This window comes from Sphingomonas sp. BK069, from assembly GCF_014193405.1.
GTDB lineage: Bacteria > Pseudomonadota > Alphaproteobacteria > Sphingomonadales > Sphingomonadaceae > Sphingomonas.
Genome location: NZ_JACHZH010000001.1, coordinates 125,374 through 149,587, shown reverse-complemented (window position 1 = coordinate 149,587; position 24,214 = coordinate 125,374). Strand labels below are relative to the sequence as shown.

Sequence of the window (24,214 nt, the reverse complement as noted above, 5' to 3'; positions counted from 1 at the left end):
GGAGCCCCTCAGCCCGCGATCGCCCAGGTGATCGCGGCGGTGAGCCCGATCAGCATGACGAACGCGTAGGTATAGACATAGCCGGTCTGGAGCCGCCCGGCGGCGCGACTGCCGAGTTGCACCACCCAGGCCGAGCCGTTCGGCCCGAAGCGGTCGATCGTCCCCTCGTCGCCGCGGTGCCACAGCAGGCGACCGATCGCGAAGGCTGGGCGGACGAACAGGAAATGGTACAGCTCGTCGAAATACCATTTCCGCAGCAGGAACTGGTAGAGCGGCTGGAAGGTGTCGGCGAATTTCGCCGGCAGCTCGGGCGATCGGATGTACGTCAGGTACGCGATCACGAACCCGCTGATCATCACGATCGTCGCGGCCAGCTGCACCAGCAGCGGTACCTGGTGCATCGCGTGCATGAGATGCTCGTTGAAGTAGAGTGCGCCCTTCCAGAAGCCGCCGGCCGTCTCCGGATCGATGAACCAGTGATGGAAGACGAAGCCCGCCGCGACCGCGCCGATCGACAGCACGATCAGCGGGATCAGCATCGGCAGCGGGCTCTCGTGCGGGTGATAGCCGCCGGTGCCCTTCGGGATTTCGTTGAACCCGCGTGACTCCACCGCCGGCGCGTGGCCCGAATCCTCGCCCGCGGGATCGGGGTGGTGCGCGTCGTCATGGCCGTGCGCGTGCGCGCTGCCGTGCTCGGCCGCGTGCGCCTCATGCCCGTGCGCGTCCTGCGCATGGTCGTGGTGCGCGTCATGCGCATGGTCGTGGCCGTGCGCGTCGTGGAGCGCGTGCTGGATATGCTCGGAGGCGGCCCAGCGCGGCTCACCCCAGAAGGTGAGGAACATCAGGCGCCACGAGTAGAAGCTCGTCAGCAGCGCGGCGAACACGCCCACCATCGACGCCACCGGCGAACCGGCCGCCCAGGCCACCTCGATGATCGCGTCCTTGGAGTGATAGCCCGCGAAGCCCCCGATCCCGTAGAGGCCGACCCCGGTGATCGCCAGCGTGCCGAGCAGCATGCCCCAGAAGGTGATCGGGATCGCCTTCCGCAATCCGCCGTAATAGCGCATGTCCTGCTCGTGGTGCATCGCGTGGATCACCGAGCCCGCGCCGAGGAACAGCAGCGCCTTGAAGAAGGCGTGCGTGAACAGGTGGAACATCGCCGCGCCATAGGCGCCGACGCCCGCGGCGAAGAACATGTAGCCCAGCTGCGAGCAGGTCGAATAGGCGATCACGCGCTTGATGTCGGTCTGCGTCGTGCCGACGGTCGCGGCGAACAGGCAGGTCGCGGCGCCAATGAAGGTCACGAAGCCCATCGCGGTCGGCGAGGTCTGGAACATGGGCGACAGGCGGCACACCATGAACACGCCCGCGGTCACCATCGTCGCGGCGTGGATCAGCGCCGACACCGGGGTCGGGCCCTCCATCGCGTCGGGGAGCCAGGTGTGCAGGCCGAGCTGCGCCGACTTGCCCATCGCGCCGACGAACAGCAGCAGGCACAGCACCGTCATCGTGTCGGCGCGGAACCACAGGAAGCCGATCGTCGAGCCCGCCATCGACGGCGCCGCGGCGAGGATTGCGGGGATCGAGACGGTGTTGAAGACCAGATAGGTGCCGAAGATGCCGAGCATGAAGCCGAGGTCGCCGACGCGGTTGACGACGAACGCCTTGATCGCCGCGGCATTGGCGCTCGGCTTGCGGAACCAGAAGCCGATCAGCAGGTAGCTCGCGAGGCCCACGCCCTCCCAGCCGAAGAACATCTGGATGAGGTTGTCCGCGGTCACCAGCATCAGCATCGCGAAGGTGAACAGCGACAGATAGGCGAAGAAGCGCGGCTGGTCCGGGTCCTCCGCCATATAGCCCCAGCTATACAGGTGCACGAGTGCCGAGACGCTGGTGATCACCACCAGCATCACCGCGGTCAGCGCGTCGACGCGCAGCGCCCAGGACACGTCGAACGTGCCCGAATGGATGAAGTGCAGCACCGGCGTCACCGTCGCTTCGTTCGCGCCGGTGAGGAAGCCGATGAAGATCGGCCACGACAAGGCGCTCGCGAGGAACAGCCCGCCCGTGGTGATCGCCTTGGGCAGCGTCGCGCCGAACGACTTGTTGGCGAAGCCGGCGACGATCGCCGCGACCAGCGGCACGAAGACGATGAAGAGGATCGACGTCACGGGCGGATTACCCCTTCATCCGGCTGGGATCGTCGACCGAGATCGAGCCGCGGCCGCGGAAGAAGATCACGAGGATGGCGAGACCGATCGCGGCCTCGCCCGCCGCGACGGTCAGCACGAACATCGCGAACACCTGGCCGACCAGGTCGCTGAGCGCCGCCGAGAAAGCGACGAGGTTGATGTTCACCGCCAGCAGGATCAGCTCGATCGCCATCAGGATGACGATGATGTTCTTGCGGTTCAGGAAGATGCCCAGCACCCCCATGGTGAACAGCAGCGCCGCCACCACCAGATAGTGGATCAGGCCGACCCCGCCCGACATGGCTCCGCTCACAGCTGTACCCCCTGGCCGATCTCCGGCCGCATGTTGCGCGTCGCGTCCTGCGGACGCCGCGCGTTCTGGCGCGCGATATTCTGGTAGCGCGAGCCCGAGCGCTCGCGATGGGTCAGCACGATCGCGCCGATCATCGCCACCAGCAGGACCAGCCCTGCGCCCTCGAAGATGAAGAGGTAGCGCGTGTACAGCAGCTCGCCGATCTGGACGATGTTCGACTTGGCCGCGACGGTCGGCGCCGCGCGCCGCGCGAGATCGATCCCGCCCGCGCTCCACGCGCCGACGCCGATCAGGATCTCCGCCACCAGCGCCACCGCCAGCACCAGCCCGATGCCGAAATAGCGCACGAAGCCCGCGCGCAGCTCGGCGAAATCGATATCGAGCATCATGACCACGAAGAGGAACAGCACCGCGACCGCGCCGACGTAGACGATCACCAACAGCATCGCGATGAACTCGGCGCCGACCAGCACCATCAGCCCCGCGGCGTTGAAGAAGGCGAGGATCAGCCACAGCACCGAGTGGACCGGGTTGCGCGACGAGATCGTCATCGCGCCCGAGACCAGCACGACGATAGCGAAGAGATAGAAGGCGATGGCCTGGATCATCTCACGCTGCCCCCAATTCGGCACCGCGGCGGCGCGCGGTCGAGAAAACCGCGGCCGTGGCCGCGGTGGTGTCCGTCAGAATCATGTCGACCCCTGAAATCACGCGAGCGCCTACCGGTACGGCGCGTCGGCGGCAAGGTTGGCCGCGATCGCGCGCTCCCAGCGGTCGCCGTTGTCGAGCAGCTTGGCCTTGTCGTAGATCAGCTCCTCGCGCGTCTCGGTGGCGAACTCGAAGTTCGGCCCCTCGACCACCGCGTCGACCGGGCACGCCTCGGCGCACAGGCCGCAGTAGATGCACTTGGTCATGTCGATGTCGTAGCGCGTGGTGCGGCGGCTGCCGTCGTCGCGCGGCTCGGCCTCGATCGTGATCGCCTGCGCCGGGCACACCGCCTCGCACAGCTTGCACGCGATGCAGCGCTCCTCGCCGTTGGGATAGCGGCGCAGCGCGTGCTCGCCGCGGAAGCGCGGCGACAGCGGGTTCTTCTCGAAGGGATAGTTGATCGTCGCCTTCGGCTTGAAGAAATACTTCAGCGTCAGCGCGTGCGCCTTCACGAACTCGTAGAGCGTGAACGCCTTGATCGTCTGCGCGATACCCATCTCAAACTCCCACGCGCATGAACATCAGCACGCCCGACACCAGGAACACCCAGAACAGCGACAGCGGCAGGAACACCTTCCACCCCAGCCGCATCAGCTGGTCGTAGCGGTAGCGCGGCACCGTCGCCTTGATCCACGAGAACACGAAGAAGAAGAACAGGATCTTGGCGAACAGCCAGATGATCCCCGGCACCGCGTAGAGTGGCGCCCAGTCGAGCGGCGGCAGGTAGCCGCCCCAGAACAGCGTCGCGTTCAGCGTGCACATCAGCAGCACGTTGGCGTACTCGCCGAGCCAGTAGAGCGCGAACGCCATCGAGCTATATTCGGTCTGGTAGCCCGCGACGAGCTCGCTTTCCGCCTCGGTGAGATCGAACGGCGCGCGTTGCGTCTCCGCCAGCGACGAGATCAGGAACACGACGCTCATCGGGAACAGCAGCGGGTTGAACCCGAAGCCGTTGATGAAGCCGTACAGCCCCTTCTGCGCCTCGACGATCGCGGTCAGGTTGAACGACCCTGCCCACATCACCACCGAGATCAGCACGAAGCCGATCGCGACCTCGTAGCTCACCATCTGCGCCGCGGCGCGGATCGCCGAGAAGAACGGATATTTCGAGTTGGACGACCAGCCCGCGAGGATGATGCCGTACACGCCCAGCGACGAGGCCGCGAGCACGTAGAGCAGCCCGACGTTGATGTCGGCGAGCACCACGCTCGGCTGGAACGGCACCACCGCCCAGACGATCAGCGCGACCGTGAAGGTGATGATCGGCGCGAGCAGGAACAGCCCCCGGTTCGCCGCCGAGGGGACGATCGTCTCCTGCAGGAACACCTTGAGCCCGTCCGCGAACGACTGAAGCAGCCCGAACGGGCCGACCACGTTGGGACCGCGGCGCAGCGCCATCGCCGCCCAGATCTTGCGATCGGCGTAGATGATCATCGCCACCGACAGCATCAGCGGCAGCGCGATCGCGAGGATGCCCACGATCGTCGCCAGGAACCACGCCCAGCCATAGGGCAGGCCCAGCGAATTGTTGAAGAAGCTGGTCACTCCGCCGCCTCCGCGAAACTCTCACCATGGACCAGTTCGGCCGAGCAGCGCTGCATCGTCGGCGACGCGCGGCAGATCGCATTGGTGAGGTAGAAGTCCTTGATCGGATAGCCGTCGAGCACGCCCTCGGCGGTGCCGCCGAGCGCCGGCGGGTTCCACGCGAAGGTCTTGAGACCCAGCGTCGCCAGCTCGGGGCAGTCGAGCGCCATCGCCGCGCGCAGCTCGTCGATCGTGTCGAACGGCAGCGTCTGGCCCAGCCGCTCGCTCAACGCGCGGAAGATCGTCCAGTCCTCGCGCGCGTCGCCGGGCGGGAACACCGCGCGCTCGCCGCGCTGCACGCGCCCCTCGAGATTGACGTAGGTGCCCGACTTTTCGGCATAGCTCGCCGCCGGCAGGATCACGTCGGCGTGGTGCGCGCCGCGGTCGCCGTGATGACCGACATAGACCTTGAAGCCGGTGAAGCGCGCGTGATCGCACTCGTCGGCGCCGAGGAAGAAGCTCAACTTGGCGTCGTACAGCGCTGAGATGCCGGCCCTCTGCGCGTAGCCGAGCATCAGCCCGCCCATCCGGCTGGCGGCCATGTGGACGACGTTGAAGCCGTTCCAGCCCTCTTTGACGAGGCCCAGCGTCTCGACCAGCCCGAGCGCCGCGCCGTGCGCGCCCTTGAGCGCCGCACCGCCGACGATCACCATCGGCTTGGCCGCCTTGCCGAACGCCTCGGTGACGCGCTCCGGCAGGCGGCCGAGCACCGCCAGGTCGGCGCCGAGCCACTCCACCTTGTAGGTCAGCTCGGTCTCGGGGCCGATCGCGAAGACCTTGGCGCCCTTCTTGATCGCCTTGCGGATGCGCGTGTTCACCAGCGGCGCTTCCCAGCGCAGGTTGGTGCCCACCAGCAGGATCGCGTCCGCCTCCTCGGTGCCCGCGATCGTGGTGTTGAAGTTCACCGCGGCGAGGCTCGACGTGTCATAGTCCATGCCGGTCTGCCGCCCCTCGAGCAGCGACGAGCCGAGCTCCTTGAGCAGCGCCTTGGCCGCGAACATCGTCTCGCAGTCGACCAGGTCACCCGCGACCGCCGCGACCGAGCCGCCGTGGTCGACCGAAGCGATCGCGGCGAACGCCTCGTCCCAGGTCACCGGATGGAGCTTGCCGTCGCGCCGCACATAGGGGCGATCGAGCCGCTTGCGCACCAAGCCGTCGACGGCGTGGCGCGTCTTGTCGGTCGCCCACTCCTCGTTGACCTCGTCGTTGACGCGCGGCACACAGCGCAGCACCTGCCGCCCGCGGCTGTCGAGCCGGATGTTGGTGCCGACCGCGTCCATCACGTCGATGGTCAGCGTCTTGCGCAGCTCCCACGGGCGCGCCTCGAAGGCGTAGGGCTTGCTGGTCAGCGCGCCGACCGGGCAGAGGTCGACGACGTTGCCCGACAGCTCGCTCGACACCGCCTCCTCGAGATAGGAGGTGATCTGCATGTTTTCGCCGCGGTAGATCGCGCCGATCTCCTCGACCCCGGCGACCTCCTCGGCGAAGCGGACGCAGCGCGTGCACTGGATGCAGCGGGTCATGATCGTCTTGACGATCGGGCCCATATACTTCTCGGTCACCGCGCGCTTGTTCTCGGCATAGCGCGAGTGGCCGCGGCCGTAGGCGACCGACTGGTCCTGCAGGTCGCACTCGCCGCCCTGATCGCAGATCGGGCAGTCGAGCGGGTGGTTGATCAGCAGGAATTCCATGATGCCCTCGCGGGCATGCTTCACCATCGGCGTGGTGGTGAAGATCTCCTGGTTCTCCGCGGCGGGCAGCGCGCACGAGGCCTGCGGCTTGGGCGGCCCCGGCTTCACCTCGACGAGGCACATCCGGCAGTTGCCCGCGATCGACAGCCGCTCGTGATAGCAGAAGCGCGGGATCTCCTTGCCGGCGAGCTCGCACGCCTGCAGCACGGTGGCGCCCTGCGGCACCTCGATCTCGACTCCGTCGACTTTGACCTTTGGCATTACTCGGCAGCTTCCTGCATCGGGGCCAGGTCGCCCCCGTTTCCGTTGCGGTCGTTGATGCGGCGTTCCAGCTCGGGGCGGAAGTGGCGGATCAGCCCCTGGATCGGCCAGGCCGCGGCGTCGCCGAGCGCGCAGATCGAGTGGCCCTCGACTTGCTTGGTGACCTGCTGGAGCATGTCGATCTCGGAGATGTCGGCGTCGCCGGTGCGCAGCCGCTCCATCACGCGCCACATCCAGCCGGTGCCCTCGCGGCACGGCGTGCACTGGCCGCAGCTCTCGTGCTTGTAGAAGTAGGACAGCCGGCTGATCGCGCGGACCACGTCGGTCGACTTGTCCATCACGATCACCGCCGCGGTGCCGAGCCCGGAGCCGACCGCCTTGAGGCCGTCGAAGTCCATCGGCGCGTCCATGATGTCCTTGGCGGGCACCAAAGGCACCGACGAGCCGCCCGGGATCACCGCGAGGAGGTTGTCCCAGCCGCCGCGGATGCCGCCGCAATGCTTCTCGATCAGTTCGCGGAACGGGATGCTCATCGCTTCCTCAACCACGCACGGCGTGTTCACGTGGCCCGAGATCTGGAAGAGCTTGGTGCCGCGGTTGTTCTCCGCGCCGAAGCTGGAGAACCACTCGGCGCCGCGGCGCAGGATCGTCGGCGCTACCGCGATCGACTCGACGTTGTTCACCGTCGTGGGGCAACCGTACAGGCCCGCACCCGCCGGGAACGGCGGCTTGAGCCGCGGCTGGCCCTTCTTGCCCTCGAGGCTCTCGAGCATCGCGGTTTCTTCGCCGCAGATATAGGCGCCCGCGCCGCGGTGGACGAAGACGTCGAAGTCGTAGCCCGACCCGCAAGCGTTCTTGCCGACCAGCCCCTTGTCATAGGCCTCGGCGACCGCTGCGAAGAGCGTCTCGGCCTCGCGGATATATTCCCCGCGGATGTAGATGTACGCCGCCCGCGCGCGCATCGCGAAGCCCGCGACCAGCGCGCCCTCGATCAGCTTGTGCGGATCGTGGCGGATGATCTCGCGGTCCTTACACGAGCCCGGCTCGGACTCGTCGGCGTTGATCACCAGGAAGTTCGGCCGGTCGGGCTTGGGCTCCTTGGGCATGAACGACCATTTGGTGCCGGTCGGGAACCCTGCCCCGCCGCGCCCGCGCAGCCCCGACGCCTTGATGACGTCGATGATCTTGTCCTGCCCCAGTTCGAGCAGCGCCTTGGTATTGTCCCAGTCGCCGCGCGCCATCGCGGCGTCGAGCCGCCACGACTGATAGCCGTAGACGTTGGTGAAGATGCGGTCCTTGTCGGCGAGCATCAGCGTGCATCCGTCAGATCGAGGCGGCGTTCGACCCGGCCGAGGCGCTCCTCGACGCGGTCGAGCCGCGAGTTAAGTCCTGCGACCGACATCATGATGCCGCCCAGATGCTCGTCGATCGACGACAGACGCATCTTGGTCTCGACATCCTCGACGTCCTTCCTGTCGAAGCGTGCGTTCAGCCGGCGGAACTGCTCGCCGATGAAGTTGAGGATGTCCGCTTCCGCAGCCATCACGCCCACTCCCCACGATAATCGTGGTTCTCGGTCACCATTGCGGTCAGCGAGGTAGGACCGCCCTTGGGCTCCACCGTGTGGCGGCCGGGCTCCTGCGTGCCGGGCTTGGGCGTCTGGCCGTGGGCGAGCGCCTCGATGATCGCGACGGTGCGGTCGTAGTCGAGGTCCTCGTAATTGTCGTCGTTGATCTGGACCATCGGCGCCGAGGCGCAATTGCCCATACATTCCACCTCGGTCAGCGTGAACAGGCCGTCGGGCGTGGTCTTGCCCTTGATCAACCCCTTGTTCTTGCATGCCGCGAGCACGTCGTCCGAGCCGCGCAGCATGCACGGCGTGGTGCCGCACACCTGGACGTGGAAGCGGCCGACCGGCGCGAGGTTGAACATCGTGTAGAAGGTCGCGACCTCGTACACGCGCATATACGGCACGCCGATCTCGCGCGCGACGAACTCGATGACGGGCACGGGCAGCCAGCCCTGCGTCTGCGTCTCGGCGCCGACCTGGCGCTGCGCGAGGTCGAGCAGCGGGATCGACGCCGACTGCTCGCGGCCCTTGGGATAGCGCGCGAGGATCGCGTCGCGCTTGGCGCGGCTGTCGTCGTTCCACTGGAACGCGCCCCAGCGCGCGCGGGTCTCGGCCTCGTCGGGAATGGTAGGTGCGTCGGCCATTACTCTCCACCCCGCAGGTCCATGCGACGCTCGACGCGGGTCAGCCCCTCGTCGAAGCGATCCATGCGCGCGTTCAACCCCGAAATCGACAACACCATATTGCCCAGATGCTCCTCGACGACCGTCACGCGCAGCTTCAGATCGCGCACGTCGCCCTCGATATTCGACAATCGGTCATCGATGTGGCGCAGCCGCTCGAGGATCAGATTCTCGACGTTTTCCGTCACCGATCGCACTCGCCGAACACGATATCCATCGCGCCCAGGATCGCGGTGGTGTCCGCGAGCATGTGGCCGCGGCTCATGAAGTCCATCGCCTGGAGGTGCGAGAAAGCGGTCGGGCGGATCTTGCAGCGATAGGGCTTGTTCGAGCCGTCGCTCACCAGATACACGCCGAACTCGCCCTTGGGGCTCTCGGTCGCGACATAGACCTCGCCCGCGGGGACGTGATAGCCCTCGGTGTAGAGCTTGAAGTGGTGGATCAGCGCCTCCATCGAGCGCTTCATCTCGGCGCGCTTGGGCGGCACCACCTTTCGGTCGGTCGAGGCGATCGGCCCCTCCGGCATCTCGGCGAGGCACTGTTTCATGATCCGCGCCGACTGGCGGACCTCCTCGACGCGCACCATGAAGCGGTCGTAGCAGTCGCCGCGCGTGCCCACCGGCACGTCGAAGTCCATGCGGTCGTAGACGTCATAGGGCTGCGACTTGCGCAGGTCCCAAGGGATGCCTGCGGCGCGGATCATCGGCCCCGAGAAGCCCCAGCGGATCGCGTCCTCGCGGCTCACCGTCGCGATGTCGACGTTGCGCTGCTTGAAGATGCGATTGTCCGCAACCAGGCTGATCGCGTCCTCGAACAGCCGCGGCAGCCGCGTGTCGAGCCAGTCGGCGATGTCGGTCAGCAGCTTGAGCGGCACGTCCTGATGGACACCGCCCGGCCGGAAGTAATTATGGTGCATCCGCGCGCCGGTGGCGCGCTCGAGGAAGCCGTAGCAATCCTCGCGGATCTCGAACAGCCACAGGTTCGGCGTCATCGCGCCGACGTCCATGACGTGCGAGCCGAGGTTCAGCATGTGGTTCGAGATGCGCGTCAGCTCGGCGAAGAACACGCGGAGGTATTGCGCACGGAGTGGCACCTCGAGATCGAGCAGTTTCTCGATCGCGAGCACGAAGGTGTGCTCCATGCACGCGGGCGAACAGTAATCGAGCCGGTCAAAATAAGGGATCGCCTGCGCGTACGTCTTGTACTCGATCAGCTTCTCGGTGCCGCGGTGGAGCAGCCCGACGTGCGGGTCGATCCGCTCGATGATCTCGCCGTCCAACTCCATCACGAGACGGAGCACGCCGTGCGCCGCCGGATGCTGCGGGCCGAAGTTGATCGTGTAGTTCTGGATCGCGACGTCACCCTCGCTCGGGTGCGAGGCGTCGGTGGCGTGAAGGATCTTCTCCAGCGCGGGATCGACCTCGCGGTCGACCGCCTGATCCTTCTCGACGAGCATGTCGGTCATTGGTTCTGCCCTCCGCCCTTCGTCGGCACGACGTCAGGTTCGGCCGGCTTGGGCGCGCCGGCGGATTCGCTCCGACCCGCGCCCGTCTCGGCGGTGCTGGTCGCGTCCTTCTTGGCGTACGGCTCGCTCGAGCCGCCGCCAGCCTGCTTCGGCGTCTCGGTCGCGCCGGCCTTCTGGATCTCGGTCGCGGTCGCCGGCGTCTGCGCGCCCTTGGCCTCGGGCAGCTTCGCCTTCTCGTCGCCCGGGAGCACGTACTCGGCACCCTCCCACGGGCTCATGAAGTCGAAGGTCCGGAAGTCCTGCGCGAGCTTCACCGGCTCGTACACGACGCGCTTCTGCTCCTCGGAATAGCGCATCTCGACGAAGCCGCTGAGCGGGAAGTCCTTGCGGAACGGGTGGCCGCGGAAACCGTAGTCGGTGAGGATACGGCGGAGGTCGCGATTGCCCGCGAACAGCACGCCGAACATGTCGTACACCTCGCGCTCGAGCCACCCCGCGACCGGCCACAGCTCGGTCACCGACGGCACCGGCGTGTCCTCGGTCGCGCCGACATGGACGTGCAGCCGATGGTTGCGCGTCAGCGACAGCAGGCAATAGACCACCTCGAACCGCTCCGCGCGATCCGGATAGTCGACCCCCGCGATCTCCATCAGCTGCTGATACTCGAGCCCGGGCGTGTCGCGCAGCGCGGTCAGCGCGGGCACCAGTGCCTCGCGCGTGACGTGCAGCTGCACCTCGCCCGCGATCTCGACCGCGTCGAGCAGGCCGGCGCCGATCGCACCGCGCGCGGCCTCGATCGTCGCGTCGTTCAGATTGGCCGCGTAAGCGGGAGCGGGCGCCCTCACCGTTCGATGCTCCCGGCGCGACGGATCTTCCGCTGCAGCTGCATCACGCCGTACAGCAGTGCCTCCGCCGTGGGCGGGCAGCCGGGCACGTAGATGTCGACCGGCACGACCCGGTCGCAGCCGCGCACGACGCTGTAGCTATAGTGATAATAGCCCCCGCCGTTGGCGCAGGAGCCCATCGAGATGACGTACTTGGGCTCCGACATCTGATCGTAGACCTTGCGCAGCGCCGGCGCCATCTTGTTGCACAGCGTGCCCGCGACGATCATCACGTCCGACTGGCGCGGCGACGCGCGCGGCGCCGCGCCGAAGCGCTCCATGTCGTAGCGCGGCATGTTGACGTGGATCATCTCCACCGCGCAGCACGCCAGCCCGAAGGTCATCCACCAGAGCGAGCCGGTGCGCGCCCATTGAAACAGCTCCTCGGTCGAGGTGACCAGGAAGCCCTTGTCGTTGAGCTCGCCGTTGAGGCCGTCGAAGAAGCCCTGGTCGGGCGCGACGAGGCCGCCGGCGGGCTCGGGATTGTTGACGAGCCCGATCGGCCCGGAATGCGCCTCTACTCCCACTCCAGCGCTCCCTTCTTCCATGCGTATACCAGGCCGAGAGCGAGTTCGGCGATGAAGATCATCATCGAGATCCATGCGGTCCATCCGAGCGAGAAAACGCTTACCGCCCAAGGATATAGGAACGCCGCCTCGAGATCGAAGATGATGAACAGGATGGCAACGAGATAAAAACGAACATCGAACTGCGAGCGGCTGTCCTCGAACGCGGGGAAACCGCACTCATATTCGGACAGCTTCTCGGGCGTCGGCTTGGCGGTGCCGGTCAGCTTGGCGACCGCCATCGGCAGGAACACGAACGCGCTCGACAGCAGGAGCGCCACTCCCAGGAATAGGAGGATCGGCAGATATTGCGACAGATCGACCACTATGTCTCTCTCGCCTCTCTCGCAGGTGCGAATGGAATGCGGACGCTCTAGACCCCTGCCCCAAGAGGGGCAAGGCCACGGGCGCTGAGAATGAATCGCAGGTGAACTGGCGGCGCGCCGGTGCACGGCGCGCGCGTCCGGCGGCTCAGCGCAGCGCCTGCGCCACCATCTTGTGGAGCTTGGAGTGCAGCCCGTCGTTGGCGGCGAGGAACTCGTTGCGCTCGATCGGCTTGTCGCCGCCGCGGAAGTCGGTGACGAAGCCGCCCGCCTCCTTCACCAGCAGCATGCCGGCGGCGACGTCCCACAGCTTGAGGTCGCTCTCCCAATAGGCGTCGAACCGTCCCGCGGCGACCCAGGCGAGGTCGAGCGCGGCGGCACCGAGCCGGCGGATGCCCGCGACCTGCGGCGCCACCGCGCCGAAGATCCGCGTCCATTGCACGAAGTCGCCGTGACCCATGAAGGGGATGCCGGTCGCGATCAGCGCCTCGGACGGTTCGCGCCGCGACGACACGCGCAGCCGCTGGTCCTGCAGCCAGGCGCCGCGGCCCTTCTCGGCCCAGAAGCTCTCGTCGGTGAGCGGCTGGTAGACCAGCGCCGTGGTGATCTCGCGCTTGCCGTTGGCGAGCGGCTCCTCGACCGCGATCGAGATACAGAAATGCGGCACGCCGTGAAGGAAGTTGCTGGTGCCGTCGAGCGGATCGATGATGAAGCGCGGCTTGCTCGGATCGCCCTCGATCGTGCCGCCCTCCTCCATCACGAAGCCCCAGTCGGGCCGCGCCTTGGAGAGTTCGTCGTACAGCGTCCGCTCGGCGCGCTGGTCGGCCTGGCTCACGAAGTCGGCGGGGCCCTTGCGGCTCACCTGGAGGTGCTGGACCTCGTTGAAGTCGCGCCGCAGCCGCGGCGCCGCCTTGCGCGCGGCGCGCTCGATGACCGTGAACAGGCCGGAATGGGAAGGCATGCGATCATTCTCCGCCCCCTGCCCCGGAGAGGATGCCGGGCCGGAGGAACATGGGGCGGTACTAGCTGGGGCCGCCCCCCACCCCGCCCGCCCTCATCGAGAGCGGAACGTCGCACCTCAATCGGCGCGGCGGACGTAGGTCTGTTCGTAGACGTCGACAACGATGCGCGTGCCGCTGCTGATGTGCGGCGGCACCATCACGCGCACGCCATTGTCGAGGATCGCGGGCTTGTAGCTCGACGAGGCGGTCTGCCCCTTCACCACCGCGTCGGCCTCGACGATTGTCGCCTCGATCGTGTCGGGCAGCTGCACGCTGATCGGCTCCTCGTCATAGAGCTCCATCACCACGTCCATCCCGTCCTGCAGGAAGGCGGCGGCGTCGCCGAGCAGGTCGCGCGGCAGCGTCACCTGATCGTAGGTGTCCTTGTCCATGAACACCAGCCCCTCGCCCTCGGCGAAGAGGAACTGGAAATCCTTGGTGTCGAGGCGGACGCGCTCCACCGTCTCGGCCGAGCGGAAGCGGACGTTGTTCTTGCGGCCGTCGCGCAGGTTCTTGAGCTCGACCTGCATGTACGCCCCGCCCTTGCCGGGCTGGGTGTGCTGGATCTTGACCGCGCGCCAGATGCCGCCTTCGTACTCGATGATATTGCCGGGACGGATGTCCACGCCGCTGATCTTCATGGGGCTGTGCCTATGTCAACAGAATCGGGGCACCGCCGCTGGTCAGCGGGGCGCCGGAAGGCGCGGCTCTAGCGGCTGGCGGGGCTTACGGCAAGGTAAGGATAGGGATCGAGCGGCTCGCCCTGCCACCAGCGCGCGCCCGCGGGCATCCGGCTGAGGCCGAAATGCAGGTGGTAATTGCCCGGCCCAGCGTCGCCGGTGTCGCCGACGAACGCGATCACCTGGCCGGCGCGCACCGCCTGCCCCTCGGCCAGCCCGGGGGCGTAGCCGGAGAGATGCGCGTAATAGAATTCCCACCTGCCGTCCGCGGAGCGCTGGTAGACTGTGGTGCCGCCGAGCCCACTCTGGAACAGCTTCTCGACGCGCCCGTCCGCCGCGGCGAGCACCGGCGTGCCGGCGGGCGCCATGATGTCGAGCCCCTGATGCCCGCGCGTGCCGCCGCCGCGCGCGTCGCCCCAGGAGGAGTGCAGCGCCGCGCGCGCCATCCCCGCGACGGGGACGAGCAACTTGCCCGGCACCGCCGCCACCGGCGTCGGCGCCGCGGTGGGCGTGGCGGAGACCGCCGGCGCTCCGCCGCCGCCACTCGCCCGCCCGGGCCGATGCGGCTCGAGCAGCGACACGAACCCCGCGACCGCGACGACGATCAGCGCCAAGATGCCCCAGCCGAGCTTCGTCACGCGCGCCTCACGCCTGGAACACCGCCTTGGCGCCGTTGCCGATCATCAGCGTCAGCCGCGCCACGTCCCAATTCGCCATGCGGATGCAGCCGTGGCTCTCGCTGCGCCCGATCGTCGACGGCTCGGGCGTACCGTGGATGCCGTAATGCGGCTTGGAGAGATCGATCCACACCACCCCGACAGGCCCGTTCGGCCCCGGCGGCAGCATCGCCTTCTGGTCGTTCTTCTTGGCATCCCAGAACAGCGCCGGATTGTAGTGGAACTTGGGGTTATAGTCCTTGCCCTGGATCTTCCACGTGCCGAGCGGCAGCGGGTCGTGCTGGCTGCCGGTCGTCACCGGGAATTGCGCGATCAGCTTGCCCGCCTTGTCGAGCACGCGCAGCGACCCTTCCGACTTGTCGACGACGATGCTGTCGCCCTGCGGCGAGGCGGCGTCGACGTTGAGCATGGTCAGCGTCTGGCGCCACTCCGGCTTGAGGTCGCCGGGGTAGTTGCGCGAGGTCGGCAGCGCGTTGGGGAAGGTCACCGTCGCGCCCTGCGCGATCCGCGTCGCGGGCGAGTTGAGCGCCATCAGCACCGCGGGGGTGGTATGGAACATCTCGGCCAGCTTCTCCATCGGCGAGCGGTAACCGAGCGTCGGCAGCTCGGCCTGCTTATTATAGTCGTGCGGGATCGCGCCGAGGAACGGACCGCGCACCATATCGGGGGTCAGCTTGATCGTGACGGTCGGGCGCGCGGCACGATAGGGATAGAGCGCCCGCATCGTCGCGGCGTCGGGCTTGCCCGTCTTGGGCAGACCGCGGCTCTCCTGGAACCCGCGCAGCGCGAGCTCGAGCGACTGCCCGCCGCGCCCGTCGAGGATGCCCGGGGCGAAGCCGAGATGGTCGAGGATCACCTGGACGTGGAGGATGTTGCGGTCGAGCGGCGACGCGGCAGTGGGCGCCTGCGCGGCGGCCGCGACCGGAAGGAGGGCCGCGGCCGCGGCGATCAGAAGGAACTTGGAACGCATCGGCACCACCTCTCACGGAACGTGTGAGAGGCGTAACGACTCAGCGGCTTCCCGGCTCCAGTACCGCGGCGAAGGCGCGCACCGCCGCCGCCTCGTCGCCGCTCCACACCGCGCCCGACACCGCGAGGAAGTCGGCGCCCGCGGCGACCAGCGGCGCGGCGTTGGCGGGCGTGATCCCGCCGATCGCCACCGCCGGCAGCTCGAACACCGCCGACCACCACGACAGGATCACCGGCTCGGGGCGGTGCTTCACCTCCTTGGTGGTGGTGGGATAGAAGCTGCCGAACGCGACATAATCAGCCCCCGCCTCGCCCGCCTCCATCGCGAGGTGGCGGCTGTCGTGGCAGGTCACGCCGATCTGGACCGAGGGGCCGAGGATCGCGCGCGCCTCGCGCGGGTCGCCATCCTCCTGCCCGAGATGGACACCGTCGGCGCCGAGCCGCTTGGCGAGGCTGACGCTGTCGTTGACGATGAAGGCGACGTCGCGCTCGGCGCAGAGGCGCTGGAGCGGCTCGGCCAGCCGCGCCGCCTGGTGCTGGTCCACGTCCTTGACGCGGAACTGGAAGGCCGCGACCGGGCCGGCGTCGAGCGCGCGCGCGAGCCGGTCGGGGAAGCCACCGGTCACGTCGAGCGGGGAGATCAGGTAGAGCTGGCACGGCGGCCGGCGATCGTCGCGCTGGAAGTTGACGGCGAAATCAGGGTCGAGCGGGCCGAGCGGGTCGTCTGTCATGTGCGTCGGTTAGCGGGTCGGCGTGGCGGGGGGAAGGTCAGAGATCCACCAAGCACCGTGTTCGCGCATCGAGAGGCGATACGAGCGTAGATAAGAGTTATCTTCTTCACGGAGCCTGAAGCAAGATCCGACTCGCCAGAAGCACAGATCAATTTTTCCTTGCGAGAACAAGCTCCAACGCAATATTCATAAAGAGGAAGATGAGGATCGTTGCAACAACAGCCGCAACGTTTGCCCTGCCGCGATTGATAATAAGTGTTCCAGCCACGCCGACAACCGAAAACACAGCCACTCGGACGGCGACGCGGCTCACCCGCCGTCCAATGGTCACATTGGTTCGTTCAGTCGACATAGACGTGCAGATGCTGGCCGACATAGTCGGCTAAGCCGCCACCTAGAGCGCCAAGGCCGGCGCCGGCCCAGCCACCGCCCGCCCCGGCGATCGCTCCGCCGACCGTCCATGCTCCGACCTCACCCCAATTCGTGGGCTCGTGGCTCCAATATCCGTGTATTCCACCTGCAACCATACTGATTTCAGACGGCGTTAAAGCGATAACCGGGCCATTCAGACACTTGTTCATGCCAAACTTACCCTTTGAGCAGACTCGCCACGCGGTATAGCGAGCTTCTCTAGCAAGCAAGGCTAGGTCAAGAGAGGCAGATCGTCACTCACATCTAAGCGAGCATTAGTAAACCAGCCATTTAAACGAGCGATTGACATAGCTTAGGCGGAATAGGATTGCGGGCCCCTCTCGCACATTCCCCCAACACGGGTCGTCAGTACGTTCGTGCGACTGATCCTGAATGATGCGACGGAACAACATTCAGCTCATCTGCTCGAATCTGTGATCGCTCGCGTGTCGCCAGCAGCAGCAGTCGATGGACCGGGGCTAGTGGCGAGAAGCGAATCTCAACATTCCTTTACCTCACCCCTCACCCCTCGCCGCGGTAGATCGACACCAGCCTCTCGAGCATCGCCAGCGCCTCGCCGCGCTCGCGCTGGAAGGTGTTGCGCCCGATGATCGAGCCGTTGCCGCCACCGGCGAGGATGTCGCGCGCGTCCTGATAAACCGCGTCGATCCCCTTCGCCGCGCCGCCCGAGAACACCACGATGCGCCGCCCCGCGAAGCTCGACTGGACGACGTGGCGGACGCGATCGGCCTGGTTCGACCAGTCGGTCCCCTCATAGACCTTCTGCGCCTCGGGCTGCTCGATATGCGCGGTCGGCAGCTTGACCTTGATGATGTGCGCGCCGAGCAGCGCCGCCATGTGCGCGGCATAGGCGCTGACGTCGAGCGCCAGCTCGCCGTCCTTGCTCAGCTTGCCGCCGCGCGGGTAGCTCCAGATCACGGTCGCGAGGCCCGCCGCGGCGGCCTCTTCGCGCAGCCCGCGGATCTGCTCCATCGACTCGAAGATGTCGTCCGAGCCGGGATAGATGGTGAAGCCGATCGCGGCGCAGCCGAGCCGCAGCGCGTCCTCGACGCTGCCGGTCTGCGCCTGCGCGTTGCGGGTGGCCCAGCTGTTCGAGCTGTTGAGCTTGAGGATAGTCGGGATGCGCCCGGCGAACGTGTCCGCGCCGGCCTCGAGCGAGCCCAACGGCGCGGCATAGGCCGACAGGCCGGCGTCGATCGCGAGCTGATAGTGATAGTGCGGGTCGTACGCCGGCGGATTGACGGCGAAGCTGCGCGCCGGGCCGTGCTCGAAGCCCTGATCGACCGGCAGGATGATCAATTTGCCCGTGCCGCCCAGCTTGCCGTGCATCAGGATGCGCGCGAGATTGGCCTTGATCGCCGGGCTGGTGGCCTCGTACTTGTCGAGGATGGACTTCACGATCGGGGTCATATTCCGTCCCTATCCAGTTGTACTTAAAGCGCTAACCAGCGGCGCAATGCCTGATCGACCTGCTCCATGCGGGTCGCCGAGGCATGGCCGATCACCTTGACGATGCGATGACGCCGCACCGAGGTGATGCGGTCCACCTGCACCTCGCACTCGACCGTCAGGCCGGTATGCTCCTGCGGCGAGATCGCCACGCGGAACAGCGACTCCCCGCCCACCACCGCGGTGAGCGGACACAGCGTGACGGTGGCGTGGGTCTCGTTGAACAGATCGGCCTGGACCACGACGCACACGCGCGGGCCGCCGGTCGCCGCCTCGGGTGCGGCGAGCTCGACGATGGCGCCGTGCGTGATCGCGGGCACGGTGTCGGCCGCGCCGGTCGCCTGCTCAGCCGGCGTCACCGCCATGCCGAGTCCTCCGCCTCGATCGTCTCCCAGAAGGCATAGTCCTGCTGCGTGTCGCGGCGCGACGCGCGCTGCGACTGGCGCCGCGCCTCGCGCCGGAACGCCTCGTCGTGCAGCTCGACATAGCGCCGCACCGCCTCGCGCGCGATGTCGCTCTTGCTACGGCCCTGCGTACGCGCGACCGCGGCGAGCCGCTCCTCCAGTTCCGTGTCGAGCCTGACGCCGAGCAACCGCACCTCCGTTTAACGCGTTAAACGATAGGGCGTGGATGAGCGCTTGGCAAGTCTCGTCTGTCCTATGCGGCGAGACCATGCGAGGATCGCGCCGCTTTTTCTCACCGTCGATATAGCGGACGCGTGCGTCTGATCGCGGCGATGTTGAGCCATGCTGCGCCGGTGACTCAACTTTCTCAACATTCGCGCGGCATGGGGAGCGGAATGCGTGAAAGCGCAACGGGTTGCGACTGGCAGGTCCACGGCGACACACGGGCGCCAGATCCTCCACGCTCGTGGGGAGGAACTAGGATTGCCTCACCCTCTGCCCCAGATACCGCACCAGCGCCGCCACATCCGGCAGGTCCGCCACCAGCAGCGCCTCCCGCTCCACCTCACGGAACAGCCCGAGCCGCGCCGCCGCGTCGAGCGCCACGTCCTCCACCTCTCCCCGGTCGAGCTTGAGGAAGCGACGCAGCGTGTCCTCCGGCCGCGGCTCCACGCCCACGCCATAAAGCGGCGCCAACGCATCCCGCACCGCCGGCGCGACGCGCGGGTCGAGCTCAGGGAAACAGGCGTCGAAGTCCGCCGCTGTCCAGACCGCGCGCGCCGCCACCGCGCCGCGCACCCGGCGCACCATCAGCCAATTGGCCCAGAGCGCGCCGATCACGTACAGCGCGGTGAGCGCGCCGACCTTCTCCCAGCCGGTCACGCCCGCGTCAGGCGCGCGCGATCGCGCCCGCCTCGTTGTAGCGCAGCGCGGTCAGCACGGTGCGCACGATCGCGTCGGCATCGAGCCCCGCCTCGGCATATTGCACGTCGGGCTTGTCCTGGTCCTGGAACAGGTCGGGCAGCCGCATCGTGCGGATGCGCAGGCCGGCGTCGGTCAGCCCCTCGTCGGAGGCCAGCGTCAGCACGTGCGCGCCGAGCCCGCCGATCGCGCCCTCCTCGATCGTCACCGCCACCTCGTGCGACGTGAGCAGGCGGCGGATCAGCGCCTCGTCGAGCGGCTTGGCGAAGCGCAGGTCCGCCACCGTGGTCGATAGCCCCTTGGCGTCGAGCGCGTCGGCCGCCTTGAGCGCCTCGCCCAGCCGCGTGCCGAGCGACAGGATCGTCACCTTCTTGCCCTCGCGCACGATCCGGCCCTTGCCGATCTCGAGCGCCTTCGGCTCGGCGGGTATTGCCACGCCGGTACCGTTGCCGCGCGGGTAGCGCACCGCGATCGGCCCAGAATCATGCTCGACGCAGGTCTGCACCATATGCGCCAGCTCGGCCTCGTCCGCCGCCGCCATCACCACCATGTTGGGCAAGGTGGCGAGATACGTGACGTCGAAGCTGCCCGCGTGGGTGGCGCCGTCGGCGCCGACCAGCCCGGCGCGGTCGATCGCGAAGCGCACCGGCAGGTTCTGGATCGCGACGTCGTGCACCACCTGGTCGTAGGCGCGCTGCAGGAAGGTCGAGTAGATCGCGCAGAACGGCCGCATTCCCTGCGCCGCGAGCCCGGCGGCGAAGGTCACCGCGTGCTGCTCGGCGATGCCGACGTCGAAGAAACGCTCCGGATGCGCGTTGGCGAACAGGTCGAGCCCGGTACCCGAGGGCATCGCCGCGGTGATCGCGCAGATTCGCTGGTCCTTGTCCGCCGCGGCGCTGAGCACCTGGCCGAAGACGTTCTGATAGGCCGGCGGCCCCGGCGGCGCCTTGGCCTGGGTGCCGGTGATCACGTCGAACTTCTGCACGCCGTGGTATTTGTCCGCGGCATTCTCGGCGGGCGCGTAGCCCTTGCCCTTCTTGGTGACGACGTGGACGAGGATCGGCCCCTCCGCCGCGTCGCGCACGTTCTCCAGCACGGGGATGAGATGGTCGAGATTGTGGCCGTCGATCGGCCCGACATAGTAGAAGCCCAGCTCCTCGAACAGCGTGCCGCCCATCGTCATGCCGCGGGCATATTCGTCGGTCTTGCGCAGCGAGGTGTGGAACGGCCGCGGCAGCCGGCGCGCGAGCCGCTTGGCCAGCTCGCGCACGCTGAGGAACTCGCGGCTCGACACCATGCGCGACAGATAGGCCGACAGTCCGCCGACCGGCGGCGCGATCGACATGTCATTGTCGTTGAGGATCACCACCAGCCGGTTGCCCGCGGTCTCGGCGTTGTTCATCGCCTCATAGGCCATGCCCGCGGACATCGCGCCGTCGCCGATCACCGCGATCGCCTTGCCGGGCGCGCCGCTCAGCTTGTTGGCGGTGGCGAAGCCAAGCGCGGCCGAGATCGAGGTGGAACTGTGCGCCGCGCCGAACGGATCATATTCGCTCTCGCTGCGCCTGGTAAAGCCCGAAAGCCCGCCGCCCTGCCGCAGCGTGCGGATACGATCGCGCCGCCCGGTCAGGATCTTGTGCGGATAGCATTGGTGACCGACGTCCCAGATCAACCGGTCGCGCGGGGTGTCGAAGACATAGTGGATCGCCACGGTCAGCTCGACCACGCCCAGGCCGGAGCCGAGGTGGCCGCCAGTGTGGCCCACGGCGGAGATCGTCTCCTGGCGCAGCTCGTCGGCGAGCTGGCGGAGCTGGTCGGGCTTCAGGGTGCGGAGCGCGTCGGGCGTCTCGACCGTGTCGAGCAGCGGGGTATCGGGGGCATCAGCCATCTACGCGGAATAGCTGAGCGACATCAGCCTGTCGATTACCGGAATCGGCGGTTCAGTGCGTGGCGGCGGCACAGTCGCGGCAGCGCCCGCGCAGCTCGATCACCGGCCGCTCGGCGGCGAAGCCCGAGGCCGCGGCGGCGTCGCGCAGCCCGCGCGTGAGCGAGTCGTCGTCGAGGTGGGTGGTGGTGCCGCAACCGTCGCATACCAGGAAGATACAGTCGTGGCGGCAGCCCGGATGCGCGTTGGCGACGTAGGCGTTGGCGCTCTCGACTCGCTGCGCCAGGTTGGCGGTGACGAACAGGTCGAGGATGCGGTACACGCTATTGGCCGCGATCCGCCGCCCCTGGCTGCGCGACACTTCCTCCGCGATATCATAGGCAGAGGCGGGCTTGGCGAAGCCGCTCAGCGCCGCGTAGACGCTCTCGCGCATCGCGGTCCACTGCTCACCCGATCGCTCGAGCGTGCTGCGCGCGGCGGCCAGCAGGTCCGCGCCCTCGGGTTCGTGGTGACGATGCGACATGGTCGATCCAAATTAAGCGCGCTATGGCCGCGCAGCAAGCGCCGGCTCAGCCGTGGGCGCGGCGATTGACCGTATGCCCCGCCGCCAGCAGCACGACCCCGGCGATGGTCAGCAACGACTCGACCACGTGCGAGTCCCCGTGCGGCACGACGATCGCCGCCGCCATCAGCGCCAGCCCGCCGCCGCCGAGCACGATCGGCAGTAGTCGCCGGTGCGCCAGCACGCCGCGCCCGAAGGCGAGCAGTCCGAGCGCGAGCGCGAGTACCAGCCCGACCTCGTGGATCAGCGGACTGCCGAGCAGCCCGCCCGCGGTCGACAGCAGCGCCACCGCGGCGGTGGTGGCGAGGCAATGGACGACGCACGCCGCCGACAGCCAGATCGCCCAGCGATCGATCCGACCGGGGTGTTCGCTGCTAGGGACGGGCGAGGACGACATGCGGCGTCAATTAGGTGATGCGTCACGATGTTACAATGTTTCATCCGCGAATTTTCTTACCTGCTTCGCGGCGCGTGACTTGCCCCTGCGGCGTGCGGTAGGAGCTTCGCGATGCGTCACGTACTCGATGTCGAGCGCTCGATCCTGGGCCAGCCCTGGCACTGGCGCGCGCTGGCGGCCGACCAGCGCGAGCGGTTCGTGCCTGACGACCTCCTCACCCAGTTGCTGCTCGCGCGCGGTTGCCCGCGCGACGGGCTCGAGGCGCACAAGGCGCCGTCGATCCGCGGCTTCATGCCCGACCCCTCGATCTTCCGCGACATGGATGCCGCCGCCGAGCGGCTCGCCGACGCGGTGGTGGCGGGCGAGCAGGTTGCGGTGTTCGGCGACTATGACGTCGACGGCGCGACCTCATCGGCGCTGCTGGCGCGGCTGCTTGGCGCGCTCGGGCGCGACCCCCGCGTCTACATCCCCGACCGGCTGACCGAAGGCTATGGGCCCAGCGTGGCGGCGATGGAGCGGCTCGCTGCCGAGGGCGCGACGCTGATCGTGACGGTCGACTGCGGCGCACAGGCGTTCGAGGCGCTCGCCGCGGCGCGCGCCGACGTCATCGTGGTCGATCACCACCAATGCGCCACCGAGCTGCCGCGCGCGCACGCCGTGGTGAACCCTAACCGGCGCGACGAGACCGACGGCGCCGCGCACGGCCATCTCGCCGCGGTGGGGGTCGCCTTCCTGCTCGGCGCGGCGCTGCTGCGCGTGCTGCGCGTGCGCGGTCATTTCGCCGCGCGCACCGAGCCCAAGCTGCTCGAGCTGCTCGACCTCGTCGCGCTCGGCACCGTCGCCGACGTGGCGCAGCTGCGCGGGCTCAACCGCGCCTTCGTCGCGCAAGGCCTCAAGGTGATGGCGCAGCGCCGCAACATCGGCCTAGCGGCGCTGGCCGACGCGGCACGGCTGACGCGCGCGCCGACCGCGACCGATCTCGGCTTCGCGCTGGGACCGCGGATCAACGCCGGCGGCCGCGTGGGCCGCGCCGACCTCGGCGTACGGCTGCTGACCACGAGCGACCCGGTCGAGGCGCGCGCGCTCGCCGCCGAACTCGACCGCCTCAACGAGGAACGCCGCGCGATCGAGGCGATGGTGCAGGAGGCCGCCGAGGCGCTGCTCCACCAGGACCGTGCGGTCGGCGTCGTCGCCGGCAGCGGCTGGCACCCCGGCGTGATCGGGATCGTCGCGGGCCGGCTCAAGGAGAAGACCGGCCGCCCCGCGATCGTCATCGCGCTCGACGAGAGCGGCGTCGGCAAGGGCTCGGGCCGCTCGATCACCGGCGTCGACCTCGGCGCCGCGGTGCTGGCCGCGCGCGAGCAGGGGCTGCTGCTGGCCGGAGGTGGCCACGCGATGGCGGCGGGGCTGACGATCGCCGTCGATCAGGTCCCCGCCTTCGCCGACTGGATCGAGGCCCGGCTGGCCGACACCGTCGCCACGGCACAGGCCGGCCGTGCGCTGCTGGTCGACTCGGTCTTGGCGCCGGGCGGGGTCACCGCGGCGCTGGTCGAGACGCTCGAGGCCGGCGGCCCGTACGGCAGCGGCTGGCCGGCGCCGCGCGTCGCGGTCGGGCCGGTGCGCACGATCAAGGTCGACGTGGTCGGCAGCGGCCATGTCCGCGCGATCGTCGCGGGCGACGACGGGCGCAGCCTCAAGGCGATGGCGTTCCGCGCCGCCGACACCGCACTAGGACAGGCACTGCTCGCCGCGGGCCCGTCACGCCGGCTGTGGCTGGCCGGGCGCGCGCGGATCGACGAGTGGAGCGGCCGCGGTGCCGCCGAGCTCCACCTCGACGATGCTGCCTGGGCAGTGTGAGGCGCACGG

The 24,214-nt window shown here is 68.2% G+C and carries 28 protein-coding genes; 1 reads left to right on the top strand and 27 read right to left on the bottom strand.

Features of this window, described 5'->3' with window-relative positions:
• Positions 1–8: 8 nt before the first annotated feature.
• The 27 genes from nuoL to FHY02_RS00590 all read right to left on the bottom strand — a co-directional run bounded on the left by nuoL (position 9) and on the right by FHY02_RS00590 (position 22,348).
• Complete coding sequence (gene nuoL, locus FHY02_RS00720) at positions 9–2,171, bottom strand: NADH-quinone oxidoreductase subunit L (RefSeq protein WP_183919569.1); 2,163 nt, start codon at positions 2,169–2,171, stop codon at positions 9–11.
• Positions 2,172–2,178: 7 nt separating this feature from the next.
• Complete coding sequence (gene nuoK / locus FHY02_RS00715; RefSeq protein WP_183919567.1) at positions 2,179–2,493, bottom strand: NADH-quinone oxidoreductase subunit NuoK; 315 nt, start codon at positions 2,491–2,493, stop codon at positions 2,179–2,181.
• A gap of 8 nt (positions 2,494–2,501) precedes the next feature.
• On the bottom strand, positions 2,502–3,113 hold the full coding sequence (locus FHY02_RS00710) for an NADH-quinone oxidoreductase subunit J (protein ID WP_132910443.1): 612 nt from the start codon (positions 3,111–3,113) through the stop codon (positions 2,502–2,504).
• A 111-nt stretch (positions 3,114–3,224) separates the two neighbouring features.
• Complete coding sequence (gene nuoI, locus FHY02_RS00705; protein ID WP_183919565.1) at positions 3,225–3,710, bottom strand: NADH-quinone oxidoreductase subunit NuoI; 486 nt, start codon at positions 3,708–3,710, stop codon at positions 3,225–3,227.
• Between the two features lies 1 nt (position 3,711).
• Positions 3,712–4,758: an NADH-quinone oxidoreductase subunit NuoH gene (gene nuoH, locus FHY02_RS00700; protein ID WP_183919563.1), complete on the bottom strand. Its 1,047-nt coding sequence runs from the start codon at positions 4,756–4,758 to the stop codon at positions 3,712–3,714.
• Positions 4,755–6,749, bottom strand: a complete 1,995-nt coding sequence (nuoG, locus tag FHY02_RS00695) for an NADH-quinone oxidoreductase subunit NuoG (RefSeq protein WP_183919561.1) — start codon at positions 6,747–6,749, stop codon at positions 4,755–4,757. Before nuoG ends, nuoH begins: the two co-directional genes overlap by 4 nt.
• Complete coding sequence (gene nuoF, locus FHY02_RS00690) at positions 6,749–8,059, bottom strand: NADH-quinone oxidoreductase subunit NuoF (RefSeq protein ID WP_183919559.1); 1,311 nt, start codon at positions 8,057–8,059, stop codon at positions 6,749–6,751. The genes nuoG and nuoF overlap by 1 nt, the downstream gene beginning before the upstream one ends.
• Entirely contained in the window at positions 8,059–8,301 is a 243-nt protein-coding gene (locus FHY02_RS00685; protein ID WP_183919557.1) for a hypothetical protein, read from the bottom strand. Before FHY02_RS00685 ends, nuoF begins: the two co-directional genes overlap by 1 nt.
• Positions 8,292–8,963 (bottom strand): NAD(P)H-dependent oxidoreductase subunit E, encoded by a 672-nt coding sequence (locus tag FHY02_RS00680; RefSeq protein ID WP_183919555.1) that lies wholly within the window; start codon positions 8,961–8,963, stop codon positions 8,292–8,294. The genes FHY02_RS00685 and FHY02_RS00680 overlap by 10 nt, the downstream gene beginning before the upstream one ends.
• Entirely contained in the window at positions 8,963–9,199 is a 237-nt protein-coding gene (locus tag FHY02_RS00675) for a hypothetical protein (RefSeq protein ID WP_183919553.1), read from the bottom strand. Before FHY02_RS00675 ends, FHY02_RS00680 begins: the two co-directional genes overlap by 1 nt.
• A complete protein-coding gene (locus FHY02_RS00670) occupies positions 9,187–10,467 on the bottom strand; it encodes an NADH-quinone oxidoreductase subunit D (RefSeq protein ID WP_260159109.1) in 1,281 nt (426 codons plus the stop codon). Before FHY02_RS00670 ends, FHY02_RS00675 begins: the two co-directional genes overlap by 13 nt.
• The gene (locus FHY02_RS00665) at positions 10,464–11,312 is read right to left on the bottom strand and encodes an NADH-quinone oxidoreductase subunit C (protein WP_183919551.1); all 849 of its coding nucleotides are present in this window, start codon (positions 11,310–11,312) and stop codon (positions 10,464–10,466) included. Before FHY02_RS00665 ends, FHY02_RS00670 begins: the two co-directional genes overlap by 4 nt.
• Positions 11,309–11,899 (bottom strand): NADH-quinone oxidoreductase subunit B family protein, encoded by a 591-nt coding sequence (locus tag FHY02_RS00660; protein WP_221190218.1) that lies wholly within the window; start codon positions 11,897–11,899, stop codon positions 11,309–11,311. Before FHY02_RS00660 ends, FHY02_RS00665 begins: the two co-directional genes overlap by 4 nt.
• Entirely contained in the window at positions 11,869–12,243 is a 375-nt protein-coding gene (gene ndhC, locus FHY02_RS00655) for an NADH-quinone oxidoreductase subunit A (protein ID WP_183919549.1), read from the bottom strand. The genes FHY02_RS00660 and ndhC overlap by 31 nt, the downstream gene beginning before the upstream one ends.
• 145 nt (positions 12,244–12,388) lie before the next feature.
• The gene (locus tag FHY02_RS00650; protein ID WP_183919548.1) at positions 12,389–13,201 is read right to left on the bottom strand and encodes an inositol monophosphatase family protein; all 813 of its coding nucleotides are present in this window, start codon (positions 13,199–13,201) and stop codon (positions 12,389–12,391) included.
• Positions 13,202–13,318: 117 nt separating this feature from the next.
• Positions 13,319–13,882: an elongation factor P gene (gene efp, locus FHY02_RS00645; RefSeq protein ID WP_183919546.1), complete on the bottom strand. Its 564-nt coding sequence runs from the start codon at positions 13,880–13,882 to the stop codon at positions 13,319–13,321.
• Positions 13,883–13,950: 68 nt separating this feature from the next.
• Positions 13,951–14,559 carry a M23 family metallopeptidase gene (locus tag FHY02_RS00640; protein ID WP_183919544.1) on the bottom strand — a complete coding sequence of 203 codons (609 nt, stop codon included), beginning with the start codon at positions 14,557–14,559 and terminating at the stop codon, positions 13,951–13,953.
• Between the two features lie 7 nt (positions 14,560–14,566).
• A complete protein-coding gene (locus FHY02_RS00635) occupies positions 14,567–15,568 on the bottom strand; it encodes a L,D-transpeptidase family protein (RefSeq protein ID WP_183919542.1) in 1,002 nt (333 codons plus the stop codon).
• 40 nt (positions 15,569–15,608) lie between these two features.
• The gene (gene thiE, locus FHY02_RS00630) at positions 15,609–16,298 is read right to left on the bottom strand and encodes a thiamine phosphate synthase (protein WP_183919540.1); all 690 of its coding nucleotides are present in this window, start codon (positions 16,296–16,298) and stop codon (positions 15,609–15,611) included.
• A gap of 148 nt (positions 16,299–16,446) precedes the next feature.
• Entirely contained in the window at positions 16,447–16,650 is a 204-nt protein-coding gene (locus FHY02_RS00625) for a hypothetical protein (RefSeq protein ID WP_183919537.1), read from the bottom strand.
• 581 nt (positions 16,651–17,231) lie between these two features.
• Positions 17,232–18,140 carry a class I fructose-bisphosphate aldolase gene (locus tag FHY02_RS00620; RefSeq protein WP_183919535.1) on the bottom strand — a complete coding sequence of 303 codons (909 nt, stop codon included), beginning with the start codon at positions 18,138–18,140 and terminating at the stop codon, positions 17,232–17,234.
• Positions 18,141–18,163: 23 nt separating this feature from the next.
• Positions 18,164–18,544 carry a type II toxin-antitoxin system PemK/MazF family toxin gene (locus FHY02_RS00615; protein ID WP_183919533.1) on the bottom strand — a complete coding sequence of 127 codons (381 nt, stop codon included), beginning with the start codon at positions 18,542–18,544 and terminating at the stop codon, positions 18,164–18,166.
• Entirely contained in the window at positions 18,535–18,777 is a 243-nt protein-coding gene (locus FHY02_RS00610; protein ID WP_219749456.1) for a ribbon-helix-helix protein, CopG family, read from the bottom strand. Before FHY02_RS00610 ends, FHY02_RS00615 begins: the two co-directional genes overlap by 10 nt.
• A gap of 283 nt (positions 18,778–19,060) precedes the next feature.
• Complete coding sequence (locus FHY02_RS00605) at positions 19,061–19,465, bottom strand: hypothetical protein (RefSeq protein WP_183919529.1); 405 nt, start codon at positions 19,463–19,465, stop codon at positions 19,061–19,063.
• Between the two features lie 7 nt (positions 19,466–19,472).
• The gene (gene dxs, locus FHY02_RS00600) at positions 19,473–21,392 is read right to left on the bottom strand and encodes a 1-deoxy-D-xylulose-5-phosphate synthase (RefSeq protein WP_183919527.1); all 1,920 of its coding nucleotides are present in this window, start codon (positions 21,390–21,392) and stop codon (positions 19,473–19,475) included.
• Positions 21,393–21,444: 52 nt separating this feature from the next.
• Entirely contained in the window at positions 21,445–21,912 is a 468-nt protein-coding gene (locus FHY02_RS00595) for a Fur family transcriptional regulator (RefSeq protein ID WP_183919525.1), read from the bottom strand.
• A 46-nt stretch (positions 21,913–21,958) separates the two neighbouring features.
• Positions 21,959–22,348, bottom strand: a complete 390-nt coding sequence (locus FHY02_RS00590) for a MerC domain-containing protein (RefSeq protein ID WP_183919523.1) — start codon at positions 22,346–22,348, stop codon at positions 21,959–21,961.
• Between the two features lie 111 nt (positions 22,349–22,459).
• On the opposite strand from FHY02_RS00590, the gene recJ reads away from it, so the two are divergent.
• Positions 22,460–24,205 carry a single-stranded-DNA-specific exonuclease RecJ gene (gene recJ / locus FHY02_RS00585; RefSeq protein WP_183919521.1) on the top strand — a complete coding sequence of 582 codons (1,746 nt, stop codon included), beginning with the start codon at positions 22,460–22,462 and terminating at the stop codon, positions 24,203–24,205.
• Positions 24,206–24,214 lie beyond the last annotated feature (9 nt).